The organism is Cellulosimicrobium sp. So1_17, from assembly GCF_055181235.1.
In genome coordinates this window covers 1,327,450-1,349,769 of sequence record NZ_CM143702.1, presented here as the reverse complement: position 1 = coordinate 1,349,769, position 22,320 = coordinate 1,327,450, and the positions used below count along the sequence as shown (strand labels likewise).

Here is a 22,320-nt window from a genome sequence, read left to right as displayed (position 1 = left end):
ACGGGCGGTGACGGGCCCGCGAATACAGTGGTGGGGTGAACCTCCCCCCGATCTTCACCCGCGCCGCCGCGCCCCGGGCCTCCGTCGCGGTCCCCGACGAGGCGACCCGCACCGACCTCGACGTGGCCGCCGACAGCCCGTGGGTGACCCTCGTGTGGAACGACCCGGTGAACCTCATGAGCTACGTCGCCTACGTGTTCGAGTCGTACTTCGGGTACCCCACGTCGCGGGCGAACGAGCTCATGCTCCAGGTGCACCACGAGGGCCGCGCGGCCGTCTCGACCGGGACGCGCGAGCGCATGGAGGTGGACGTGCAGGCCATGCACGGCTTCGGTCTCTGGGCCACGATGCAGCGGAGCGACGAGGCATGAGGCCGTTCCGCACCGACGAGCTGGGGTACGTCGCCGAGCTCGAGCCGTCCGAGCGCATCGTGCTGGCGCAGCTCGCGGGCGACGTCGCGCAGATGCTGCAGGAGCACGCGCCGGTCGACGCGCCCGGGGCCCGGGACCTCGGGGGCGCGGGGGACGGGTCCGAGGACGGCGAGGCCTGGGCGCCGCCCGGGTGGACGGGTCCCGCCCCCCGCGCGACCGGGTCCGGCACGCCGCGGTCCGACCGCAGGGCGCCGCTCGACCCGGCGGTGCGCCGTCTGCTCCCGGCGGCGTCCGACGACGCCGCGGTCGCGGCCGAGTTCCGCCGGTTCACGCAGGACGACCTGGCGGGGGAGAAGATCGGCCGGCTCGTGCTGCTCGGCCAGATGCTCGTGGACGGGGAGCCGGCGCACGCCGCGCCCTTCGTCGTGCCGCGCGACACCGCCAAGCGGGTCGCGGGCGCCCTGACGGACGTGCGCCTCGTGCTCGCCGAGCGCCTCGACCTGCGGACCGACGAGCAGGTCGAGGGCCTGTACGACGAGCTCGACGCGGAGGGCGACGACGGCCCGGACGACGCCTCCGACGTCGACGGGCTCGCGGCGCGACGGTTCCTCGTGAGCGTGTTCCTCCTCACGGGCCTGCTGCAGGAGTCGCTCGTCGACGGTATGCTCGCCGACCTGAGGGCGCGGCGCGGACGCGACGGGGACTGACGGCCGCGTCGGGCTGTGGGCGCTGCCACAGCCCGACGGCGCGCGCACGGGGGGTCGTCCGGCGCCGGTCGCACTAGGCTCGGGCGCGTGAACGACGCTCCCATCGGCATCTTCGACTCGGGCGTGGGCGGGCTCACGGTGGCCCGCTCGATCCTCGACCAGCTGCCGAACGAGTCGCTCCTCTACATGGGGGACACCGCCAACGGCCCGTACGGCCCGAAGCCCCTCGCGGCGGTGCGCGCGATGGCGCTCGCCGTCATGGACCGGCTCGTCGACGACGGCGTGAAGATGCTCGTCATCGCGTGCAACTCGGCGTCGGCGGTCGTGCTGCCCGACGCCCGGGAGCGGTACACCGTGCGGCGCGGCATCCCCGTGGTCGAGGTCGTCCTGCCCGCGGCACGCCGGGCGGTGCTCGCCACGCGCTCGGGGCACATCGGGGTCATCGGCACCAAGGCGACGGTCGACTCCAAGGCGTACGACGACGCGTTCGCCGTCGCGCCGGGGCTGCAGATCACGACGCGGGCGTGCCCCGCGTTCGTCCCGCTCATCGAGGAGGGCGTGACGTCGGGCCCCGAGGTGATGGCGGTCGCGCACGAGTACCTCGACCCGGTCAAGGCGGCCGGGGTGGACACGCTGGTCCTCGGCTGCACGCACTACCCGCTCCTCACGGGCGCGATCTCCTACGTCATGGGGGAGGACGTCACGCTCGTGTCGAGCGCCGAGGAGACCGCGAAGGACGTCTACCGCACGCTCGTCGCGCACGACCTCGAGCGCTCGCGCGACGCCGGGCCGCCGCTGCACCGCTTCCTGGCGACGGGCAGCGCCGAGCCGTTCGAGCACCTCGCGCGCCGGTTCCTCGGGCCCGAGGTCCTCACCGTGGAGGCCGCCTGATGCGCCTCGTCACGGTCGGCTGCTCCGGGTCGTTCGCGGGCCCGGCCTCGCCCGCGTCGTCGTACCTGGTCCAGGTGCCGGCCGCCGAGGCCGCTGCCGCGGGTCACGAGGAGCGCGACTGGAGCGTCGTGCTCGACCTCGGGAACGGCTCGCTGGGCGCGCTGCAGCGGTTCGTCGACCCGCTCGACCTCGACGCCGTCGCGCTCTCGCACCTGCACCCCGACCACTTCGTCGACGTGTGCGGCCTGTACGTGTACCTGCGGTACCACCCGGCACGGGGCTCCGCCCGGACGGGGGTGCCGTCGCGGCTGCCCGTGCTCGGGCCGTCGGACACGGTGGCGCGCCTCGACGCCGCCTACGGGGCGGAGCCCGGCGACGGGCTCGCCCACGAGCTCGACGTGCGGACCTGGGAGCCCGGGACCGCGGTCACCGTGGGACCGCTGACGCTCGAGCCGTTCCGCGTGTTCCACCCCGTCGAGGCGTACGGCGTGCGCGTCACGGGACCGTCGACGCTCCGGCCCGGGGAGCGGGCCGTGCTCGCGTACACGGGTGACACCGACGCGTGCGACGGTGTCGTCGAGCTCGCGCGCGACGCCGACCTGCTGCTGTCCGAGGCGGCGTTCCACGAAGGTCGCGACGACGCCGTCGAGCGGGGCATCCACCTCACCGGGAGGCGGGCGGGGGAGGTCGCGACCGCGGCGGGCGCACGCAGGCTCGTGCTCACGCACCTCCCGGCCTGGAACGACCCCGACCGTTCTCGCGACGAGGCGCGCGAGGTCTACGCCGGTCCGGTCGACGTCGCGACGACGGGCGCCGAGTTCCTCCTCTAGCCGCTCAGCGGACGGGGTCCGGTCGGTAGGGTGGGCGCATGACCTCCCCCCAGACCTCCGGCGGCTCCGTGCTGCGCGTCGACGGCCGCGCGCCTGACCAGCTCCGTCCCGTCACCATCACGCGGAACTGGCTCGACCAGGCCGAGGGCAGCGTCCTCGTCGAGTTCGGGCGCACGCGCGTGCTGTGCGCCGCGTCGTTCACCGAGGGCGTCCCGCGCTGGCGCAAGGGCTCGGGCGAGGGCTGGGTCACGGCCGAGTACGCGATGCTGCCGCGCGCGACGAACGAGCGGAGCCAGCGCGAGTCTGTCAAGGGCAAGATCGGCGGCCGCACGCACGAGATCTCGCGGCTGATCGGCCGCTCGCTGCGCGCGGTCATCGACGTCTCCGCGCTCGGCGAGAACACGATCGTCCTCGACTGCGACGTGCTCCAGGCCGACGGCGGGACACGCACCGCCGCGATCACCGGCGCCTACGTCGCGCTCGCCGACGCGGTCGCGTGGGGCCAGCGCCACGGGCACGTGAAGTCCGGGGGCAAGGCCGTCCTCACGGACTCGGTGGCCGCCGTGAGCGTCGGGATCGTCGACGGCGTGCCGATGCTCGACCTCCCGTACGTCGAGGACGTGCGTGCCGAGACGGACATGAACGTCGTCACCACGGGCGCAGGGACCTTCGTCGAGGTGCAGGGGACGGCCGAGCACGCGCCGTTCGACCGCGCCGAGCTCGACGCGCTCCTCGACCTCGCGGTCGCCGGGACCGCGCAGCTCACCGCGATCCAGCGCGCGGCGCTCGAGGCGGGCGCGTGAGCGGGTCGACCGTCCAGGTGCCCGACGGCGCGCGCCTCGTCCTCGCGACGCACAACCGGGGCAAGCTCGCCGAGCTGCGCGCGATCCTCGCGGCCGAGCTCGACGCGCACCCGGGGCTCGCGCTCGCGCCCGAGCACGTCGTCAGCGCCGGCGACGTCGGCGCGCCCGAGCCCGTCGAGGACGGCGTGACGTTCGCCGAGAACGCTCTCGTCAAGGCGCGCGCGCTCGCGGCGGCCACGGGCCTGCCGGCCGTCGCGGACGACTCGGGTCTCGCCGTCGACGTCCTGGGCGGCGCGCCAGGCATCTTCAGCGCCCGGTGGGCGGGGCGGCACGGCGACGACGTCGCGAACCTCGAGCTCCTGCTCGCGCAGCTGCGCGACGTGCGCCCCGAGCACCGCGGTGCGGGGTTCGTGTGCGCGGCGGCGCTCGTCACGCCGGACGGTTACGAGGTCGTGCGCACGGGGGAGATGCGCGGCGTACTCCTCGACGCGCCGCGGGGCGAGAACGGGTTCGGGTACGACCCGATCCTCGAGCCGACCGACCAGCCGGGCGCCCCGTCGTCCGGCGCGGGCTCGGCGCGCCGCTCGGCCGCCGAGCTGAGCCCGACCGAGAAGAACGCGATCAGCCACCGCGGCACCGCGTTCCGTGCGCTCGCCCCGGAGATCGTCGCCGCCCTCGCGCCGAGGTAGCACACCGGTCGCGCGCTGGTACCGCAGTCGCACGAGGTGGTGTCCCGGCCCGGGAGCGTCAGCGCCCGGAGAGCTCGCGTTCGCGGCGACGTCGGTCCGCGGGGCGCAGGACGTCGACGAGCGCGACGACGCCGCGCCAGCCCAGCATCGTCACGCCGAGCACGCTGAGCGACACGAGCTGGAACGCCGGCGCCACGCCCTGGCCCGTGAGCACGCGCAGCAGCACCCCGAGGGCCCACGCGCAGGCCCAGACGACGACGCCGGTGGGCACCAGCCGCCACGGCCTGCGCCACGCCCGCGTGACGAGCCACCCGACCAGCGCCCCCGCCGCGAAGGGCCACGCGACGTACAGCAGCCGCACGGCTCCCTCGCCGGGAGTGTGCGCCGCGAGACCGCCGGACGCGAGCGCGAGCACGCACGCGACATCGGCCAGCGCGGCGAGGACGACGAGACCGGCGCGGGGTCGGGCCGCGCCAGGCACGGACGACGACTCCGCGAGACCGGGTGGGCGGTCGGTCGGCGTGCTCATGGGTCGACCGTACCCGCGAGATCGACCCGTCGGGCGCGAGATCGACCTTCAGGAGATCGACCTCACGACGCCCGGGTCGACCTCGTGACCGGTACGACCCCGTCGTGTCCCGGGGGATGCGGGCGTCGGGGCCCGCGCCGCCTAGGGTTGAGCCGTGCACCTCGCCGCCGACGACCTCGCCTTCTCCTACCCGGGTCGTCCCGTGCTCGACGGCGTGAGCGTGCGCGTCGCGGAGGGGACCCGGCTGGGCGTGGTGGGGGAGAACGGGACGGGGAAGTCGACGCTGCTCCACGTCCTGTCGGGCGACCTCGTGCCGAGCAGGGGCGAGGTGCGACGCGCGGGCGACCTGGCCGTCGTCGAGCAGGAGCTCGCCGTGGCCCCGGGACAGACCGTCGGCGACCTGGTGCACGCGACGCTCGCGGAGCTGCGTGCCGTCGCCGCGGCGCTCGACGCCGCCGCACGGGAGTTCGACCACGACACCGGGGACCTCGCGGAGCTCACCGCGATCCTCGCCCGTGCGGAGCACCTCGCGGTGTGGGACGCGGATCGTCGCGTCGACGTCGCGCTGTCCCGCCTGGCCGCGTGCCGCGACCGCGACCGCGAGCTCGCGACGCTGTCCGTCGGTGAGCGCTACCGGGTGCGGCTCGCGTGCCGACTCGCCGAGCGCGCCGAGCTCCTGCTCCTCGACGAGCCGACGAACCACCTGGACACGAGCGGGATCGACTTCCTCACGGGCGAGCTCGTCGCGTGGCGCGGCGGGGTGGTCATGGTCACGCACGACCGGCAGCTCCTCGACGACGTCGCGACCGAGATCCTCGACCTCGACCCGTCGATGGACGGCAAGCCGGTCCTCTACGGCCAGCCCGGCTACCTCTCGTACCGGTTCGCGAAGAACCAGGCCCTGCACCGCTGGCGCCAGCGCTACCGCGCCGAGCGCAAGCGCGCGGAGAAGCTCGCCGAGGTGCTCGACGCGTCGTACGAGGGGCTCTCCGACGAGTGGCGTCCGCCCAAGGGCAGCCAGAAGCACCGCCGCGCCACGCGCGCCCGCATCCACGTCAAGGCCGCGGACCGGATGATCCAGAGGCTCGAGGCCGAGTCGGTCGAGGTCCCGGTGCCACCGCTGCAGCTCGCGTTCCCCGAGCTGCCCGCGATGTCCCCGGGCTGGAACCCCGCCGACCCCGTGCTGGAGCTGCGCAGCCCGCGCGTCGGGGCCGACGACGGTCCTCGCCTCGACCTGCCGGGCACACGGGTCGCGATCCCGCCGTCGGGGCGGCTCCTCGTCACCGGACCCAACGGCAGCGGGAAGTCGACGTTCCTCGCGGCGCTCGCGGGCCGCGTCGCTCTCGACCGGGGCGCGCGGTCTGCGGTCGACGGCGTGCGGCTCGGCGTCGTCGCGCAGGAGGGCCCCGATCTGCCGGCCGGGGCGGAGGAACGCACGGGCTTCGACGAGTACGGCCGGGAGGCGCTCGAGCTGCTCGACGCCGGGCGCCTCGACACCGAGCACCTCGTGCCCGTCGCGTTCCTGGGTCTGCTCACCGAGGAGGACCTCGACCGGCCGCTGCGCGAGCTGTCCGCCGGCCAGCGTCGCCGCTTCGACCTCGCGCGCGCCCTGCTCGCCGCGCCGCACGTGCTGGTCCTCGACGAGCCGACCAACCACCTGTCGATCGACCTCGTCGACGAGCTCACGCAGGCGCTGCGCGTGACGCCCGCGGCCGTCGTCGTCGCGACGCACGACCGACGCATGCGCGAGGACTTCGAGGACTGGCCCCGGCTCGAGCTCGCGGGCTGACCGACGAGCCGCGCGACACCCCTCGGGGAGCAGACGCTCAGACGCGGGGCGGTACCGTGGCCGGGACCAGGGCGTCGGCGAGGGCGCGTCCCCACGTGCGGGCTCGCTCGAGCTCGCCCTCGTCCAGCGGGCCCTCGACGTCGCCGACGTAGAACGACGCCGGGGCCGTGAGCAGGCGGTAGCCGGCGCGCCGCAGCACCTTGGCGGCCCCGCGTGCCGCCGAGCCCGGGAGCGGCTTGACCTTGGTGACGCGCGTGTCGAACGTCGCGGCGAGGCGCGCGTCGGCCGTGCGCGGTATCGACTCGACCCACTCGCGCAGACCGCGGGTGCGGCGCGAGACGTCCCCGGTCGCGCGCTGGACGGCGTCCGCACGGGTCGCCGGACGCGTCATGCCGAACGCGTGCGTCGGACCGCCCGCGACGAGCAGGTCGGCCTCGGGCAGCACGTCGGGCGCGGCGGCCGCGTCGTCGACGTCGAGGACCAGGACGCGGACCCGTTCCCCGAGACCCTGCGCCACGGCGCGGGCGACCCGCTCGCTGTTGCCGTACATCGACTCGTACACCACGACCGCGTCCATGACCGCTCCCTCGTCCCGGTGCCCGACGTACGGGCGCCCTCCTCCTATGCTCGTGCGCCGGTGCGGGGCGCGGCAGGGGCGCCGGTCACGTCCGGCCGGGACCTCGGTCCCGAGCCCGTCCGTCGCGACCGGCCCACGCGCGGAACGGCTGTCAGGGCGCGGGACGCAGGCGCGAGTCCACGACCTTCACGAGCCACGCGAGGCCGAGGAAGACCGCGGCGACCACCGCGGTGTTCACGAGGGCGGGCCCGTAGCCGAGCCGGCCCACGTCGAGGAACGGGTACGGGTACCAGCCCACGACCGCGCCGCGCACGAAGGTGTACGCGATCCACGCCAGCGGGTACGCGACGGACCACCAGACCGTCTCGGAGGTGACGCCCGGCCGCGGTCCCACCAGCCCCCATGCCGCCACCGCCAGGAGCGGAGAGAGCAGGTGGAGCAGCAGGTTGGACACCTGGCCGGCGGCGGACAGGTCCTGCAGGCCGCGCAGCACCGTGGTGTAGACGATCCCCGTCACGGCGATGCACAGCAGGGCGTCGAGCCGCGCGACGCGGAAGACGCGGCCGTCGCGGCGCGGGTCGAGCGCGAGGAGCAGCGACACGACGCCGACGAGGAGGTTGGACTGGATCGTGAAGTAGCTGAAGAGCCGGACGATGCGCTCCGCGTGGCTCGGCGCGGTCCCCGCCCCGCCGGTGAGCGCGATGACCAGCTCCATCGCGACGCCGGTGAGCGCGACGAGCGCGACGAGCGCGTGCAGGCTGCGCGCGACACCCGTGCCGGACCGACGACCGGGCGGCGCGACGTCGCGACCGACCGGCCCGGCGGCGTGGGTCACGGGAGGCGGCCCACGTGGGCCATCGCCTGCCGGAGCAGCACCCCCTGGCCCCCGCGCATCTCGAGCTGGACCTCGTCGCTGCACGCCTGCTCGGGCGTGAGCCAGGCGAGCTCGAGCGCGTTCTGCTGCGGGCGGCAGTCGCCGGACACCGGCACGACGTACGCGAGCGAGACCGCGTGCTGGCGTGGGTCGTGGTACGACGTGATGCCGGGCGTCGGGAAGTACTCGGCGACGGTGAACGGCTGCGGCGAGGCCGGGACCTGGGGGAGGGCGACCGGCCCGAGGTCCTTCTCGATGTGCCGCAGCAGCGCGTCGCGGATGCGCTCGTGGAACATGACGCGGCCCGACACGAGGGCCCGCGTCATCATCCCGTCGGGGGCGACGCGCAGCAGCAGCCCGACCGCGACGACGTCCCCCGAGTCGTCGACGCGCACCGGGACCGCGTCGACGTAGACGAGAGGGAGCTGCGAGCGCACGACGGCGATCTCCTCGGGCGTCAGCCACCCCGCAGGCTGCGGGTTGTCGTTCGAGAAGTCGTCGGGCGGGAAGTCGGCGGTGTCGGTCACGCGACTGTTCTACCCCGCGCGGCGGGTCGGAGCGAGTCCGTCGGCGTCAACAGCCCGGTACGACGGGCTCGCTGAAGCGTGCGACGAGCTCGACGAGCAGCCGTTCCGCGACCGGTCCGGGCAGCGCCTCCATGACGGCGAGCAGCGGGGCGAGGCTCCCGGGCAGCGCGAGATCTCCCCGCCCGGCGGCCTCCGGCCCGTCGACGTCGTGCCCGGCGGAGCCGGTCTCGCCGGGACCCGGGCCGTCGAGCAGCGCGGCGCGCAGGACGGCCCAGATCTCGTCGGCCCCCGCCGCCGCCAGGTGCTCGACCGCGTCCTCGGGCGAGGTGCCGAGGCCGGCGGCGATGCCACCGAGCACGACGTCGGCCGCGGGCCGGGCGACGCCGCGCACCGCGTCGGCCCCCGCGCGCAGCGCGTCGACCAGGTCGTCCACCACGGACTCCGTGACGGGGGTGACCGTGAGGTGCGTGGTGTGCGGGAGGCGGGTGCCGTCGTCCTGCACGAGGCCGGGCTGCGGCTGCAGCACCCAGCCGCGCGTGCGGACGGCGTCCGCCCAGACGTGCGGGTCGACGCGCCGGTCGGGGCGGACGGCGTCGTCGGCCGCGACGGCGATCAGCGGGCCGCTCGGGGTCCCGACCACCCGCAGCCCGTCGATCTCGCCCACCGCGGCCGTGAGCGCCCGCGTCGCGCGGACGCAGCGGGCCGTGAGCGCGGTGTAGCCCTCGGTGCCCAGCGCCTGGCTGACGGCCCACGCCGCGGCGAGCGGGGCGGCCGACCGCGAGCCCGACATCGTCGCGTTGACCACCGGGTAGCCCGGCCACGCGGTCGTCGCGAAGAACTGCCGCCGCTGCCGGTCACGGCCGCGCACGAGCAGGACCGACGCGCCCTTGGGCGCGTAGCCGTACTTGTGGACGTCCGCGGAGATGCTCGTGACCCCGGGGACGGCGAAGTCGAACGTGGGCAGGGTGTCGCCGCCGGCGGCCTCCCAGAACGGCAGGACCCAGCCGCCCACGCACGCGTCGACGTGCACCGGCACCCCGAGATCGTGGGCCGCGCGCGCGATCTCGGCCACGGGGTCCACGACGCCGTGCGGGTACGACGGCGCGGAGACGGCCACGAGCGCGACGTCGCCCGGCCCGCCGTCCGGGCCGGAGCGCAGCTCCGCGAGGGTCCGGGCGACGTCCGCCCTGCCCGTCGCCGGGTCGACGGGCAGGGCGGTGAGCCCCACGTCGAGGTAGTGCGCCGCCTTGCGGAACGCGGCGTGGACGCTCGTGGGGACGACGATGCGCGGGCGCACGCCCGGGTGCTCGGCGGCGAACGCGTCGCGCGCGATCTTCACCGCGAGGAGGCAGCTCTCCGTGCCTCCGGACGTCACGGAGCCCACGACCGTTCCCGGACCGTCGTCGGGTCCGTGGAGCATGCGCCGGGCGAACCCGACGAGCTCACGCTCCATGACCGCGACCGACGTGAACGTCGTCGGGTCGAGCCCGTTGACGGGCTGCACCGCCCGTGCGGCGGCGGCCGCGAGCTCGTCGAGCTCCGCCAGGCCGGGGTCGTAGACGTAGGACAGGACCCGGCCCCCGTGCGTCGGGGCGTCCGCCGCGCGCAGCGCGGCTAGACGCTCGAGGATGCCGTCGGTCCGGACGGGGACGTCCGTCGCGTCGGCGCGTCGAGGGCGCGGGTCGGTCGGGTCGTCGCTCGGCAGGGTGGTCACGCGGCAGCTCCGGTGCGGTCGTCGATGTCCCCCTGGCGCAGACCGTACCGCAGGAGCGGGACGAGGCTCACCAGCACCAGGACGGCCGGGACGAGCGAGAACGACAGCGCGATGCCGTCGACGGCCGCGGTCGGCTGGGCGACCGTCTCGCCCGCCCGGGTCGAGACGTAGCCGGTCAGGGCCAGGACGGAGGACAGCACGGCCGGGCCGAGCGCCATCCCCGTCGTCTCGCCGGCCGTCCAGACGCCGCTGAACGTCCCGCCCCTCCCGGCACCCTGCTGCTCCCGCGCGTCGTGGTCGATGACGTCGGGCAGCATCGCGAGCGGCAGGGCCTGCATCCCCGCGTACGCGATGCCCGCGACGGCTGTCGGGACGTACACCCACGGCCCCGGGGCCCACGCGAGCGGCACCATGCCGAGCGTGGCGACCGCGAACAGGACGGTGGCGACGACGAACGCGCGCTCCTTGCCGTCGCGGCGCGCGAGGCGCGTCCACAGCGGCATGCACGCGAGCGCGGGGGCGATGAGGGCCGCGAACAGCAGGCTCACCGCGGCCTCGTCGCGCAGGACGTAGCGCGCGACGTACGCCGCGCCGGCGAGCATGAGCCCTGTCGCGACGGCCTGGAGGAAGAACGTGGCCAGGAGCGTGCGGAACGGGCGGGACCGGCGCAGCGCGCCGGCCGCCTCCCGCACCGCGACGAGCCAGGCGGCCCGGGCCGTCAGGGGCCGGGCCTGCGTGCCGACCTCGGTGCCGGCGCGGCCTGCGGTCGACGTCGAGGAGGAGGGAGCGCCGGACCCCGCCGTGCGAGGAGCCGTGCGAGGTGCCGTGCGGGGTGCCGTCCGGGAGGCGACGAGCATGCCCGCCCCGATGACGACTCCCGCGACCACACCCATGAGGAGGTAGCCCGAGAGGGACTCGCCGTCGCCGCGCAGGATCGGGCCGCCCGCACCGAACAGCAGGATCGCGAGCGCGAGCGCCGCGACGCGCCACGCGAGCAGCCGCGTGCGCCCGTCGTACGACAGCCCGAGCTCGGCGGGCAGCGCGATGTACGGGATCTGGAACAGGCTGAACGCGGTCGCCGACAGGAGGAACGCCACGAGGACCCAGAGCGCGGCGGCCGTGGGGCCCGCGGACGCCGGGACCGCGAACGTCAGCGCGAAGAGCACCGGGAGCGTCAGTGCGCCGATCGTCATGAACCGCCGGCGCGAGCCCGTCCGCGCGAGGTCGCGGTCCGAGCCGTACCCGATGAAGGGGTCGACGACGACGTCCCACACCTTCGCCCCGGTGACGATCAGCCCGGCGACGGCGGCCGGCACGGCCAGGGCGTCCGTCAGGTACACGAGCAGCACGAGACCTGGCAGCGTCCCGAACCCGCCGGTGCCGACCGACCCGGCGGCGTATCCGGCGATCGTCCGGCGGGACGGGCTCCCGGCGGCGACGTCGCGCGGAGCGGGAGGCGTGGTGGCGTTCGTCACAGCGTCAGCGTAGGGGGTGCCGCGACGGACCAGGTGGCGCGGCGCCGGGGAATACCCACGTCCGTGCGGTTGCTGCACCCTCTGGACCCCGAGACCTCCTGGAGGACAGCCATGGCCACGCAGACCCTCACCGAGTCGACCTTCGAGCAGACGATCACGGACAACGACATCGTCCTGGTCGACTTCTGGGCGGACTGGTGCGGACCGTGCAAGATGTTCGCGCCCGTGTTCGAGGCGTCGTCGGAGGAGAACCCCGACGTCGTGCACGGCAAGATCGACACCGAGGCCGAGCGCGCGCTCGCCGCGGCCGCCAACATCACGTCCATCCCGACGCTCATGGCGTTCCGCGAGGGCATCCTCGTCTTCTCGCAGCCCGGCGCGCTCCCCGCGCCGGCGCTCAAGCAGGTCGTCGACGCCGTGAAGGGCCTCGACATGGAGGACGTGCGCAAGCAGATCGCCGCCGCGGGCGACGGGACGTCGGCGCAGGGCGCCTGACCCTCCGAGCACCCGGACGCCGAGGCTCCGCCCGACCGATCGGTCGGACGGAGCCTCTTCTGCGCTCCGGGGTCGGCCCCGTCAGGCGCAGTCGAGCGCGGCGAACGAGACGTCCGACGAGGAGGTCCGACCGTCTCCGCTCGCCGCGGCGCGCGCCGTGCCCGCGTCGACGTGGACCGTACGCACCGCGAACGCCTGGTACGCGGACCCGCCGGGCTGGACGCCCGCCACCGTCCGTGAGCCGTACGGCGTCTCGAGCACGACGTCGACGGGCACGGTGTCCCCGTTGGTCGCCCGGACCGCGACGTAGGCCCTTCCTCCCACGCACCGGGTCTGGCTGGTCGTCGTCACCCTCAGGGCCGTCGGCTCGGTCGCTGCCGCCTCGAGGGGGACGGTGAGCGTCGCCGTCGGCCCGGTGGCGAGCGTCGGGCGGCCCGTGCCGAGCACGCTCCACACCTCGAGCCGTATCGAGCCGCCGTCGAGGTCGCCGAGGGCGGCCCCGCTGGTCCGGACCTGACGGCCCGCGCTCGAGTACGTCTCCGGTCCGGGGACCGGGTCCGTCGCGAAGTACGCGTACGTCTCCGTGCGGTCCCACGTGCCGTCGCCCGTGAGGTCGTAGCTCACGCGCGCCTGGACCGCCAGACCGACTGCCGTCCCGGCGTCGACGGGCAGGGAGAACGCGGTGGACCCGCCGTCGTACGATGCCGTCACGTCCGTCGCGACGAACGTGGTGGGCTCGTACGGCGTGCCGTCCCGGGTCTCGCCCCCTGCGGAGGCGAGCTGGACCGTGCCCGCCGCACCGGGCGACGTCGTGAGCGCGCCGTCGGCGGAGACGTGCAGCGTCGACGCGAGCTCGCCCGGGTCGGGGTCCGGATCGGGATCGGGATCGGGATCCGGATCGGGGTCGGGGTCCGGGTCGGGGTCCGGCCCGCCGACGGCGCCCCCGCCGCTCCACGTGCTCGCGCCGGTCGTCCCCGTGGTGCCGGCCGCGACGTCGAGCGTCGTGCCGTCCGAGAACGTCACCGTGAGGTCCTGGGCGGAGACGTTCGACGCGACGTACGTGCGTGCGCCGTCGCGCACGAAGGTCGCGGCGAGCGGGTGGTCCGCCGTGACGGCCGTGTCCACGGTGCCGAGACGAGCGAGGTTCGCTACCCAGTGGAACGTGTGGGCGCGCGACTCGCCCTCCTCGGGCGTCGGGTAGCCGGCGCGGACCTTCGCCAGCGCGGCGTCCCCGTCCCCGAGCGCGAGGAAGTTCCACAGGATGTCCTGCCAGACCGTCGGCGGGCCACCGTTCACCGTCTCGAGGTGGGCGTACAGCTCGCGCACGCGCTCGGGCGCGTAGCCCAGGTACAGGTGCGATCCGGTGATCGGGAGCGTGTTGATGCCCTGGATCATCTCGGCCTCGGCGCTGAACCACGTCGCGTACGCGCCGCCGTCGCCCCAGACCATGCCGACCGTCTCGTGGTCGAAGCCCTCCGGGAAGGTGGTGCCGTCGGCGTCGAGCCAGTACTGCTGGATCGCGGCGGCCTGCGTCGTGTAGAGGTAGACGCCGGCGTCGCGGACCTCGCGGTCGCCCGTCGCCTCGCCCCACTGGATCAGGGCCCCGGCGAAGTTCATGCCCTCCGACGACGACTCCTGGTTGTTGCCCGCCGCGAACGCGCCGTGGCCCGACGCCCAGTCGTGGCCCGCGTAGACGTCGAAGTCGCGCAGGTAAGGGAAGAGCGTCTCGTCCCGGTCGTAGCCGTTCGCGTCGCGCACCAGGAGGTCCACCATGCCGCCGTACTCCTGCGCCCACTGCGGGTCGAAGCGTGCGAGCGTCGCGGCCGCGGCGACGTAGTAGCCGTAGTGGAAGTGGTGGTCGTTGAGCTCCTTGTCCGACCCGTACGACGCCGGGTAGCCGATGAGCGTGCCCCACGCGTCGTCGTACGCGAAGACGCGCTCGGTCTTGCCGGGCGTCGCGGTGAACCAGTCCGTGAGGACGTCGCGCACCGCGTCGAGCGCGGCGTCGCGCTGTCCCGTCCGGCCGAGCTGGTCGGCGATCTCGACCACGCGCGTCGCGCGCCCGAGCGCCTTGCCCGTCCAGTACGTGTCTCCTCCGAGCTGCCCTAGCGGGTCGCCCGCGACCTGGTCGAGGTACGCCTCGAGCTGCGCGCGGTCCGCGCCGGACGACGTCGCGACCGCGGGGACCTCGGGCAGCACACCACGGAACGCGTCCTGCGTCGTGAACGCGTCGACGCCCGCGAGGACGGTCAGGTCGCCGCGCGCCGACGTGTACGTCGCGTCGAGCGGCTCCGTCGACGGCGACGTCCCGGCCAGGTGCGCCGCCTGGTGCGGGTAGAGCGCCGCGACCGTGCCGGACGCCTCGGGGGTGCCGGGCCACGGCGTCGTCTCGAGCGCGTACGTCGTCGTGACGCGCGCCGTCGCCTCGTCGTACGCGTAGTCCGCCGTCGTACCGGTCACCGGCGCGTACGCGGCGGCCGCGTAGGTGTCGGCGAGGTCGGCGCGCGCGGAGGGGTCGCCGTCGGGCAGCACGGCGACCGAGAAGAAGCCGTCTCCGCCGAGCGGTGCCGAGAACGTCGTCCCCGAGCGGGTCCACGACGCCCCGGGCGGTGCGAAGGCCACGTAGTCGTGGCCGTTCACGCTCAGGCCGAGGCGGGCGCCGTCGGACAGCCACACCTCCGGCGCGGCGCTCGCGGTGAGGACGGCGTCACCGCCCGTGGCCTCGAACCAGGCGAAGGGCAGCCCGTGGCCGATCGTCGCGCGCAGGGTGCGGGTGCCGTCGTCCCAGAGCGGGGAGACGGTCCAGTCGGTCCAGTCGTCCACCGCGACGTGCGGCGCCGCGAGGCCCGAGACCCCGGCGCGCAGGTCCTCGACGTACGGGTAGTGGTACTCCGAGACACCGGCACCCGAGCCCGAGATCGCGGGCGTCGTCGTGTAGGAGATGCCGAGGCCCTGCGGACCGGGCTGGTAAGACGCCGGGTGGGCGTGCAGCGGGGCGCTCCACGCGCAGTCGAGCCGCTTGTACGCGAGCGAGGTCCACCAGTCGTTGGTCGGCAGGGGAGTGCTCGGGGCGTCGTCGGTGACGAACGCGCGGGGGTCGGCCTCGACCGCCGCGCAGCCCTCGGGCGTCGGCCCGACGGGGTCCGTCGTGTAGCTGCCCGAGCCGACCGGGACGGTGTCGGCGGCGGCCGTCGTCGCCTGCGTCACCGTGAGCCCGCCCGCAGCGAGCACGGAGGCGAGCAGCGCCGCGGTCAGCCGCCGTCCGGACCGGCCGTGGCGGGTCCTCGGACGCGAGCGTCCGGCGGGGTCCGGTCCGGTCGGATCGGGGCGGGAGGGTTCGGACGGGGTCGTTCGTGCTCTGTCGTGGGTCACGACGTCTCACCTCGGAGGGTCACGCGCGGCACCTCGTCGTCCCGCGCTCGTCACCCGGCGTCGTCGCCGGGCCGGGACGCCCGCCTGGGAGCGCTCCCACATCCACGGTACGAGGGTGCGGTGCGCGCGCAAGCGGGGGATGGTTCCCGACCGGTCGTCCGGGGGAGCAGGGTGCGCGAGGCGGGACTCGAACCCGCACGTCCGAGGACACCAGGACCTAAACCTGGCGCGGCTGCCAGTTACGCCACTCGCGCGCGGTGGTCAGTCTACGGCCGAGCGATGCACCGACGGCCGCCGGGTGCACGACCTCGTGCATCGCCCGGCCGCGGGTGCACCGCTCGGCGCGTGCCCCACTACCTCGGGTCGATGCCCAGGTCGCGGCGCAGCTTGGCGACGTGGCCCGTCGCCTTGACGTTGTACTGCGCGAGCTCGACGGTGCCCTCCGGGTCCACGACGACGGTCGAGCGGATCACGCCGACCACGGTCTTGCCGTAGAGCGACTTCTCGCCCCACGCGCCGTACGCCTCGAGGACGGTCTTGTCCACGTCGGACACGAGCGGGAACGTCAGGTGCTCGGCCTCGACGAACGCCGCGATCTTGTCGACCGGGTCGGGGGAGACGCCGACGACGGAGTACCCCGCGCCCTGCAGGGACGCGAGGTTGTCGCGGAAGTCGCACGCCTCGGTCGTGCAGCCGGGCGTGCCGGCGGCGGGGTAGAAGTACACGACGACGTGCTTCCCGCGCAGGTCCGAGAGCGTGACGGTGGACCCGTCGGCGGCGGGGAGGCTGAAGTCGGGGGCGGTGTCGCCGACGGCGAGGCGCTGGGACTGGGCAGACGTGGTGGACATGGATCTCCTTCGGTCCGGGACTCGGGTGTCCTTCCGAGGGTAGGTGACCCGGGTAGCGTTGTGGCTGTGAGCAAGACGACGTCCGCCCCCACCTCGCGCCCCGCCGACCTCCCCGTCCGCATGCTGCACGACCGACTCCTCGTGGACCCCGAGGTCGACGCGAGCGAGCGGCAGAGCTCGGCCGGCCTCGTCATCCCGGCGACCGCGGTGGGGCCGAAGCGGCTCGCGTGGGCCGTCGTGGTCGCCGTGGGCGAGCACGTGCGCCAGGTCGCGGTGGGGGACCGCGTGCTGTTCGACCCGGACGAGCGCGCCGAGGTCGAGCTGGGCGGCAAGGACCTCGTGCTCCTGCGCGAACGCGACGTCCACGCGGTGTCCCAGGAGGTCGAGGAGGGCGGCTCGACAGGTCTGTACCTCTAGCGGGGCGACCTCTCGGGGGGACGGGCCCGGGTCGGCCCGTGTCACCGACGTCACAGGTCGGGCACCCGGGTCGATTTCCACCCCTGGTCCGGCTGCTGCTAGTGTTTTCTCTCGCGCGCCATTAGCTCAATTGGCAGAGCAGCTGACTCTTAATCAGCGGGTTCGGGGTTCGAGTCCCTGATGGCGCACCACTCTTCGATACTGGCCGACGCCCGGGATCCCGGGCTGCTGCTCGTGTCCTTCCCGCATGCGCCATTAGCTCAATTGGCAGAGCAGCTGACTCTTAATCAGCGGGTTCGGGGTTCGAGTCCCTGATGGCGCACCACCGCGGCAGCCGCCGCTCGCAGGCCGTCCACCCCCGGGTGGGCGGCCTGCGTCGTTCCCGGCGGCCTGCGTCGTTCCCGGTGGACGGAGGCCGGCCCGCGCGACGGCGCCCACGGTCCCGAGCGCCGCCCGCCGCCCGCCGCCCGCCGTGCTGCAGCCCTTCGGCGCGGGACCGTTCGCCGGTCGTTCTCCACCCGTTCGTCCGCCCTCGTCCGAGAGTTCACCCCTGCCCGGAAGGGTCCGGTGCGGGGACGGACGCTCCGGACACCGGTCGGGCCGTGCCCTTCGCCTGTCGACGACGAAAGGACACCCGATGCACGCTCTCGTGCACACGCCCCGGACCCGGAGAAGACGACGCGCGCTCGCCGCCGCGCTGGGAGCGACCCTGGCCGCGGGGGTGCTCGTCCCCGCGGCCGCCACCGCGGCGCCGGGCTCGGCCACCACCTCGTCCGCCGGCGCCGCCCGCGCGGCCGCCGGCCCGGAGGAGCCCAGCGGGACGCCGGTCCTGCACCCCACGAGGGGGACCTACCTCGACGGCACAGTGCCCGTCGAGGCCCAGCCGGTGATGGCCGGCGACGCCGTCGCCGAGCTCGCGGTCGACGGCACGCCCCTCGTCGCGACGCCGACCCCCGCGACCGCCCGCCTGCTGTTCGACGTCGGCAGCAACTCGATCGAACGGCGCTACGGCAACCACGTGCTCGTCAACGGCGCGCGCATCGACCTCGACCGCGACATGGTGTCGGAGCGCGTGGCGCTCGACGTCCCGACGGACCTGCTGGTCCAGGGCGTCAACGACGTCCGGTTCGTCGTCGGGACGGTCGAGACGTCGTGCGGCACGAACTACGACGACTACGACGTCACCGAGGTGTCGCTCGAGCTCCTCGGCGAGGCCGCCGACGGCTCGGCCAACAGCTTCTCCTACGCGTTCGGCGACGGGTCGTGCGGCACGAACACCGCGCGCGTCCAGAGCGCCGACCTGACCTTCGACCTCGCGCAGGACCCGGCGGCCACCACGGGACTCGTCGCCGAGCTCGACACCACGACGCTCGAGAACGGCGCCCACACGCTCACGGCGACGACCGCCGCGGGCCTCACCGCGACGAGCGCGGTCACCGTGAACAACTCCGCCCCCGGCGCGCCGGCGGTCACGCCCGCCGACGGCGCGCTGCTCGACGGCCTGCAGACCGTCCTCGCGTCGCCTCCCGAGGGCGGTGACGCGCCCACCGGCATCGCCGTCGACGGCACGGCGCTCGCGACGACCGAGACGCTCGGCGCCGGGTCCTCCGTCTTCGCGTTCACGGTCGGGTCGAACTCGATCGAGGCGCGCTACACCAACCACCTGCTCGTCAACGGCCAGCGCATCGACCTCGTCGACCGCGACTACGTGAGCGAGACGGTGCGCCTCGACGTGCCGAACGCGAACCTCGTGCCCGGCCGCAACACGGTCCGGTTCGTCACGGGCACGTTCCCGACGGCGTGCGGCGACAACCGCGACGACTTCGCGATCTCGGGCATCGCGCTCGAGCCGAGCCACGGCACCGCGACGCCGGTCGGCATCGCCCCGTCGTACTCGCTGGGCGACGGCGACTGCGGCACGAGCACGACGAAGCCGCGCGAGGTCGACCTCGTCTTCGACGTCGTCCGCGACGAGGACGCCCCGGCCCCGGGCCTGCGTGCCGACCTCGACACCGCGACGCTCGCGGACGGCGAGCACGTCATCACGTCGGCGACGGCCGCGGGCGCCACGGCGTCCCGTACGGTCACGACCGACAACACCGGCCCGGCGGTCGCGTCGAGCACCCCGGCGACGGGCGCGGAGCTCTCGACGGCGTCGACGCTCGCGGTCGAGCTGACCGACGCGTCGGGCGTGCTCGACGGCCCGCACGTCACGCTCGACGGCGAGGCCGTCGAGCCGGGCGCCCTCGTCGGTCCGGGGCTCGCTCCGGGCGAGCACGCGCTCGTCGTCACGGCGACGGACGTGCTGGGCAACGAGAGCACGCACGAGATCGCGTTCACCAGCCTCGGCATCCCGGACGTCCCCGCCGACCTGACGCCCGCGGACGGGACGACCGGCGTCGAGGGCTCGGTCGAGCTGGGCGCGCGCGTCGCCGTCCCCGGCGGCGGCGACGTCACGGCCACCTTCTCGCGCGCCGAGACCAGCGCCCCGGTGCTGGCGGCCCAGGGCGAGACGACGTCGCTCCCCACTACGCTGCACGTCGAGGGCGAGCAGTCCGCACCGGTCGACGCGCTCGTCCCCGGCGACGACGCGACGCTCGACTCCGCGAAGAGCCGTGACGTCGCCTACCAGCGGTTCGAGATCCCTGCCGAGGGGGACGCGACGGGTCAGGTCGTGCGCTGGGAGGGCGTGGTCGACCCGCAGCGCCTCGCGACGCTCCACGTGTGGGACGGCACCGCGTGGGCCCCGCTCGGGTCCGCGCGCGGTGCGGTCGAGGGCACGACGGAGCTGACCGCGGTCCTCGGCGCGCGACACGCCCACGACGGGACCGTGCACGTGCTCGTCACCGGCACCGACCCGTTCGCCGACGACATCGCCGCGGGCGGCTCGCGCGACGAGACCGACTTCGCCCCGCGCGACTCCTACGACTTCTCGATGGTCCACTTCACCGACACGCAGTACCTGTCGGAGGGCGCCGTCGAGCAGGAGACGCCCGAGGAGCGCGCCGTGTGGGCGAAGACCTACACGGACCTCGTGCAGTGGGTCGTGGACAACGCCGAGGAGCGGGACATCGCCTACGTGGGCCACACCGGTGACGTCAACGAGAACTACACGCGGGTGCCGGCCGACGAGGCCATGGCGGCGCAGGTCCGCGGCGAGTTCGAGTTCTCGTCGTCCGCGCAGCGGCTCCTCGACGACGCGAACATCCCCAACGGCGTCCTCGCGGGCAACCACGACAACCTCACGGGTCAGGACAACGGCCCGGGAGCGCTGTTCAACGAGTTCTACGGGCCCGAGCGCTACGCGGCGCTGTCCGAGGGCTGGGAGGACGCGTCCTACGGCGGGCCGTGGCGCGAGGGCGACAACCAGAACCACTACGACCTCTTCACGGCGGGCGGCCTCGACTTCGTCGCCGTGTACCTGTCGTACGGCGTGACCGACGAGGAGGCGGCCTGGGCCGACGGCGTGCTCGAGCAGTTCGCCGACCGCAACGCGATCGTCCTCACGCACGACTACCTCGTGCCGAGCCCGAACCCCGACGGTCGCGGCTCGGAGATCTCGACGCCGGACGGCCGCCTCGTGCACGCCAAGGTCGTCGAGCCGAACGAGAACGTGTTCCTCGTGCTCGCCGGTCACCGGCACGGCGTCGGCATCAACGTGCGCCAGGACACCGGCTCGGGCAGCGGCGTCGTCGAGCTCCTCGCCGACTACCAGTTCTACGAGGTCACGGCCGAGGAGGCGGGCCTGACGGAGGTGGGTGGTTACACGCCGGACCAGGGCCTGCGGCTCGGCGCGAGCTTCCTGCGCCTGCTGCAGTTCGACGTCGACCGCTCGGAGATGATCGTCGACACGTACTCGCCGTGGCTGTCGGACTTCGGCGCCACCGAGTACGACGACGAGCAGCGGTACGACGGCCGTGAGGACGACTTCACGGTCCCCGTCGACCTCACGAGCCGCACGACGACCCTGTCGACGGACGCCGTGTCGCTGTTCGGCGAGGCCGAGGAGATCGGCTCCGCGACCGTGCCGTCGGGCGAGGTCGCGACCGTGACGTGGGACGGGCTCGAGGCAGGCACCCGGTACGCGTGGTCCGTCACGGCCACGAGCGCCGGCGGCGGCACCACGGTCTCGCCGGTGCGGTCGTTCACGACGGCGCCCGCGCCCGAGGGACTCGTCGTCAGCACGACGGCGCGCGCCCAGTGCCTCGCCGGGACGGCGTACGTCGCCGTCCGGGCGACGAACGACGACACCGTGCCGATGGACGTCACGCTCGCGACGCCGTTCGGCTCGCGCACCGTGACCGACGTCCAGCCCGGGCGCTCGGCGTACCAGTCGTTCGCCGTCCGCTCCGGCTCGGTCGAGGCGGGCACGGTCCAGGTGACCGCGACCGGCGACGGTCGCTCGTTCGCCGCGGACGTCGAGCACGACGCGGTGACCTGCGGCTGACGCCCCGCGAGACGTGAGCCCAGGCCCCTGGACCGGACCGGACTGGACCGGTCCAGGGGCCGAGGCGCGCGCGTACCCTGGTGCGGTGCCCGAACCGACCCCCACGACGACCCCCGCGACGGAGAGCCCTCGCTACCGCACCCAGCCGGTGTCGTTCGTGCGACGCAGCGGACGCCTCGGCACTCGCCAGCAGCGAGCATGGGACGAGCACCGCGACCGCTACCTCGTCGAGGCACCGCGTGACGTCGCGCGCACGTCGGTCGACCCGTCGTTCGTGCTCGACCCCGTGGTGCTCTTCGGGCGCTCGGCCCGCCTCGTCGTGGAGATCGGCTCGGGCCAGGGCGAGGCCGTCGTGGCGGCTGCCGCGGCCGACCCGTCGACGGACTTCCTCGCGGTCGAGGTCTACACGCCCGGGCTCGCCCAGACGGTCCTGCGCGCGGCGCAGCGCGACCTGACGAACCTGCGGCTCCTCCAGGTGAACGCCGTCGAGGTCCTCGCCACGACGCTGCCCGCGGGCAGCGTCGACGAGCTGTGGGTCTTCTTCCCCGACCCCTGGCACAAGTCGCGCCACCACAAGCGCCGGCTCGTCACGCCGTCGTTCGCGACGCTCGTCGAGCGCGTGCTGCGCGCGCCGGACGACGGTGCGCCGGGCGGGGTCCTGCGCCTCGCGACGGACTGGGACGGGTACGCGGACCAGATGGTCGAGGTGCTCGACGCCGCACCCGGCCTCGGCAACGCCCACGGCCCGGGCGGCATCGCCCCGCGCTTCGAGGGTCGGGTGCTCACGGGTTTCGAGCGCAAGGGCACCGCCGTCGGGCGGGTCATCACCGACCTCGAGTACGTGCGTCGCTGACCGTGCGGGGCGGGTGCGGCATCCGGTGACCGGACCGGCCGCAAGAGGTCCTTGCGGACCAAAGTGATCTACGGCACATTGTGCTCGGGGCGAGAACGTCGCCCCGAGCACG

The 22,320-nt window shown here is 74.6% G+C and carries 19 protein-coding genes and 3 tRNA genes; 13 read left to right on the top strand and 9 right to left on the bottom strand.

The genetic code is table 11. The features are described from left to right. The first annotated feature begins 35 nt into the window (after positions 1–35). The 6 genes from clpS to ACZCLJ_RS06020 all read left to right on the top strand — a co-directional run bounded on the left by clpS (position 36) and on the right by ACZCLJ_RS06020 (position 4,291). The gene (clpS, locus tag ACZCLJ_RS06045; RefSeq protein WP_463105790.1) at positions 36–371 is read left to right on the top strand and encodes an ATP-dependent Clp protease adapter ClpS; all 336 of its coding nucleotides are present in this window, start codon (positions 36–38) and stop codon (positions 369–371) included. Further along, the gene (locus ACZCLJ_RS06040) at positions 368–1,078 is read left to right on the top strand and encodes a DUF2017 family protein (protein WP_463105789.1); all 711 of its coding nucleotides are present in this window, start codon (positions 368–370) and stop codon (positions 1,076–1,078) included. Before clpS ends, ACZCLJ_RS06040 begins: the two co-directional genes overlap by 4 nt. Positions 1,079–1,165: 87 nt before the next feature. After that, entirely contained in the window at positions 1,166–1,969 is an 804-nt protein-coding gene (gene murI, locus ACZCLJ_RS06035) for a glutamate racemase (RefSeq protein WP_463105788.1), read from the top strand. Next, positions 1,969–2,799, top strand: a complete 831-nt coding sequence (locus tag ACZCLJ_RS06030; RefSeq protein ID WP_463105787.1) for an MBL fold metallo-hydrolase — start codon at positions 1,969–1,971, stop codon at positions 2,797–2,799. The genes murI and ACZCLJ_RS06030 overlap by 1 nt, the downstream gene beginning before the upstream one ends. Before the next feature lie 38 nt (positions 2,800–2,837). Continuing rightward, complete coding sequence (rph, locus tag ACZCLJ_RS06025; RefSeq protein ID WP_463105786.1) at positions 2,838–3,602, top strand: ribonuclease PH; 765 nt, start codon at positions 2,838–2,840, stop codon at positions 3,600–3,602. Then, positions 3,599–4,291, top strand: a complete 693-nt coding sequence (locus ACZCLJ_RS06020) for a non-canonical purine NTP pyrophosphatase (RefSeq protein ID WP_463105785.1) — start codon at positions 3,599–3,601, stop codon at positions 4,289–4,291. The genes rph and ACZCLJ_RS06020 overlap by 4 nt, the downstream gene beginning before the upstream one ends. Before the next feature lie 58 nt (positions 4,292–4,349). On the opposite strand, the gene ACZCLJ_RS06015 is transcribed toward ACZCLJ_RS06020, so the two are convergent. Further along, positions 4,350–4,820, bottom strand: coding sequence for a DUF3054 domain-containing protein (locus tag ACZCLJ_RS06015; RefSeq protein WP_463105784.1), 471 nt, complete (start codon positions 4,818–4,820; stop codon positions 4,350–4,352). Between the two features lie 154 nt (positions 4,821–4,974). Here ACZCLJ_RS06015 and ACZCLJ_RS06010 point away from each other — a divergent pair, with 154 nt between their 5' ends. Next, a complete protein-coding gene (locus ACZCLJ_RS06010; protein ID WP_251153337.1) occupies positions 4,975–6,609 on the top strand; it encodes an ABC-F family ATP-binding cassette domain-containing protein in 1,635 nt (544 codons plus the stop codon). 37 nt (positions 6,610–6,646) lie between these two features. Here ACZCLJ_RS06010 and ACZCLJ_RS06005 read toward each other — a convergent pair whose 3' ends face one another. The 5 genes from ACZCLJ_RS06005 to ACZCLJ_RS05985 form a co-directional block, all read right to left on the bottom strand. Next, complete coding sequence (locus ACZCLJ_RS06005) at positions 6,647–7,186, bottom strand: flavodoxin domain-containing protein (protein ID WP_463105783.1); 540 nt, start codon at positions 7,184–7,186, stop codon at positions 6,647–6,649. A 151-nt stretch (positions 7,187–7,337) separates the two neighbouring features. Continuing rightward, a complete protein-coding gene (locus ACZCLJ_RS06000) occupies positions 7,338–8,021 on the bottom strand; it encodes a Pr6Pr family membrane protein (RefSeq protein WP_463105782.1) in 684 nt (227 codons plus the stop codon). Beyond that, on the bottom strand, positions 8,018–8,587 hold the full coding sequence (locus tag ACZCLJ_RS05995) for an NUDIX hydrolase family protein (protein ID WP_251153340.1): 570 nt from the start codon (positions 8,585–8,587) through the stop codon (positions 8,018–8,020). Before ACZCLJ_RS05995 ends, ACZCLJ_RS06000 begins: the two co-directional genes overlap by 4 nt. A 46-nt stretch (positions 8,588–8,633) precedes the next feature. After that, on the bottom strand, positions 8,634–10,301 hold the full coding sequence (locus tag ACZCLJ_RS05990; protein WP_463105781.1) for a pyridoxal phosphate-dependent decarboxylase family protein: 1,668 nt from the start codon (positions 10,299–10,301) through the stop codon (positions 8,634–8,636). Beyond that, positions 10,298–11,776, bottom strand: coding sequence for an MFS transporter (locus ACZCLJ_RS05985; RefSeq protein WP_463105780.1), 1,479 nt, complete (start codon positions 11,774–11,776; stop codon positions 10,298–10,300). The genes ACZCLJ_RS05990 and ACZCLJ_RS05985 overlap by 4 nt, the downstream gene beginning before the upstream one ends. 111 nt (positions 11,777–11,887) lie before the next feature. Here ACZCLJ_RS05985 and trxA point away from each other — a divergent pair, with 111 nt between their 5' ends. Next, positions 11,888–12,271: a thioredoxin gene (gene trxA / locus ACZCLJ_RS05980; RefSeq protein ID WP_251153343.1), complete on the top strand. Its 384-nt coding sequence runs from the start codon at positions 11,888–11,890 to the stop codon at positions 12,269–12,271. An 81-nt stretch (positions 12,272–12,352) separates the two neighbouring features. Here trxA and ACZCLJ_RS05975 read toward each other — a convergent pair whose 3' ends face one another. The 3 genes from ACZCLJ_RS05975 to bcp all read right to left on the bottom strand — a co-directional run bounded on the left by ACZCLJ_RS05975 (position 12,353) and on the right by bcp (position 16,491). Continuing rightward, complete coding sequence (locus ACZCLJ_RS05975; RefSeq protein ID WP_463105779.1) at positions 12,353–15,502, bottom strand: glycosyl hydrolase; 3,150 nt, start codon at positions 15,500–15,502, stop codon at positions 12,353–12,355. 313 nt (positions 15,503–15,815) lie between these two features. Further along, positions 15,816–15,897 (bottom strand) — tRNA-Leu (locus tag ACZCLJ_RS05970). A 99-nt stretch (positions 15,898–15,996) separates the two neighbouring features. Beyond that, positions 15,997–16,491, bottom strand: a complete 495-nt coding sequence (gene bcp, locus ACZCLJ_RS05965) for a thioredoxin-dependent thiol peroxidase (RefSeq protein ID WP_251153861.1) — start codon at positions 16,489–16,491, stop codon at positions 15,997–15,999. A 120-nt stretch (positions 16,492–16,611) separates the two neighbouring features. On the opposite strand from bcp, the gene ACZCLJ_RS05960 reads away from it, so the two are divergent. The 5 genes from ACZCLJ_RS05960 (at position 16,612) to trmB (ending at position 22,208) form a co-directional block, all read left to right on the top strand. Then, on the top strand, positions 16,612–16,908 hold the full coding sequence (locus ACZCLJ_RS05960; protein WP_454044601.1) for a GroES family chaperonin: 297 nt from the start codon (positions 16,612–16,614) through the stop codon (positions 16,906–16,908). A gap of 115 nt (positions 16,909–17,023) precedes the next feature. Beyond that, positions 17,024–17,099 (top strand) — tRNA-Lys (locus ACZCLJ_RS05955). Positions 17,100–17,157: 58 nt separating this feature from the next. Further along, a tRNA-Lys gene (locus ACZCLJ_RS05950) sits at positions 17,158–17,233 on the top strand. A gap of 312 nt (positions 17,234–17,545) precedes the next feature. Then, complete coding sequence (locus tag ACZCLJ_RS05945; protein ID WP_463105778.1) at positions 17,546–21,355, top strand: metallophosphoesterase family protein; 3,810 nt, start codon at positions 17,546–17,548, stop codon at positions 21,353–21,355. Between the two features lie 85 nt (positions 21,356–21,440). After that, a complete protein-coding gene (trmB, locus tag ACZCLJ_RS05940; protein ID WP_463105777.1) occupies positions 21,441–22,208 on the top strand; it encodes a tRNA (guanosine(46)-N7)-methyltransferase TrmB in 768 nt (255 codons plus the stop codon). The last annotated feature ends 112 nt before the right edge of the window (positions 22,209–22,320 follow it).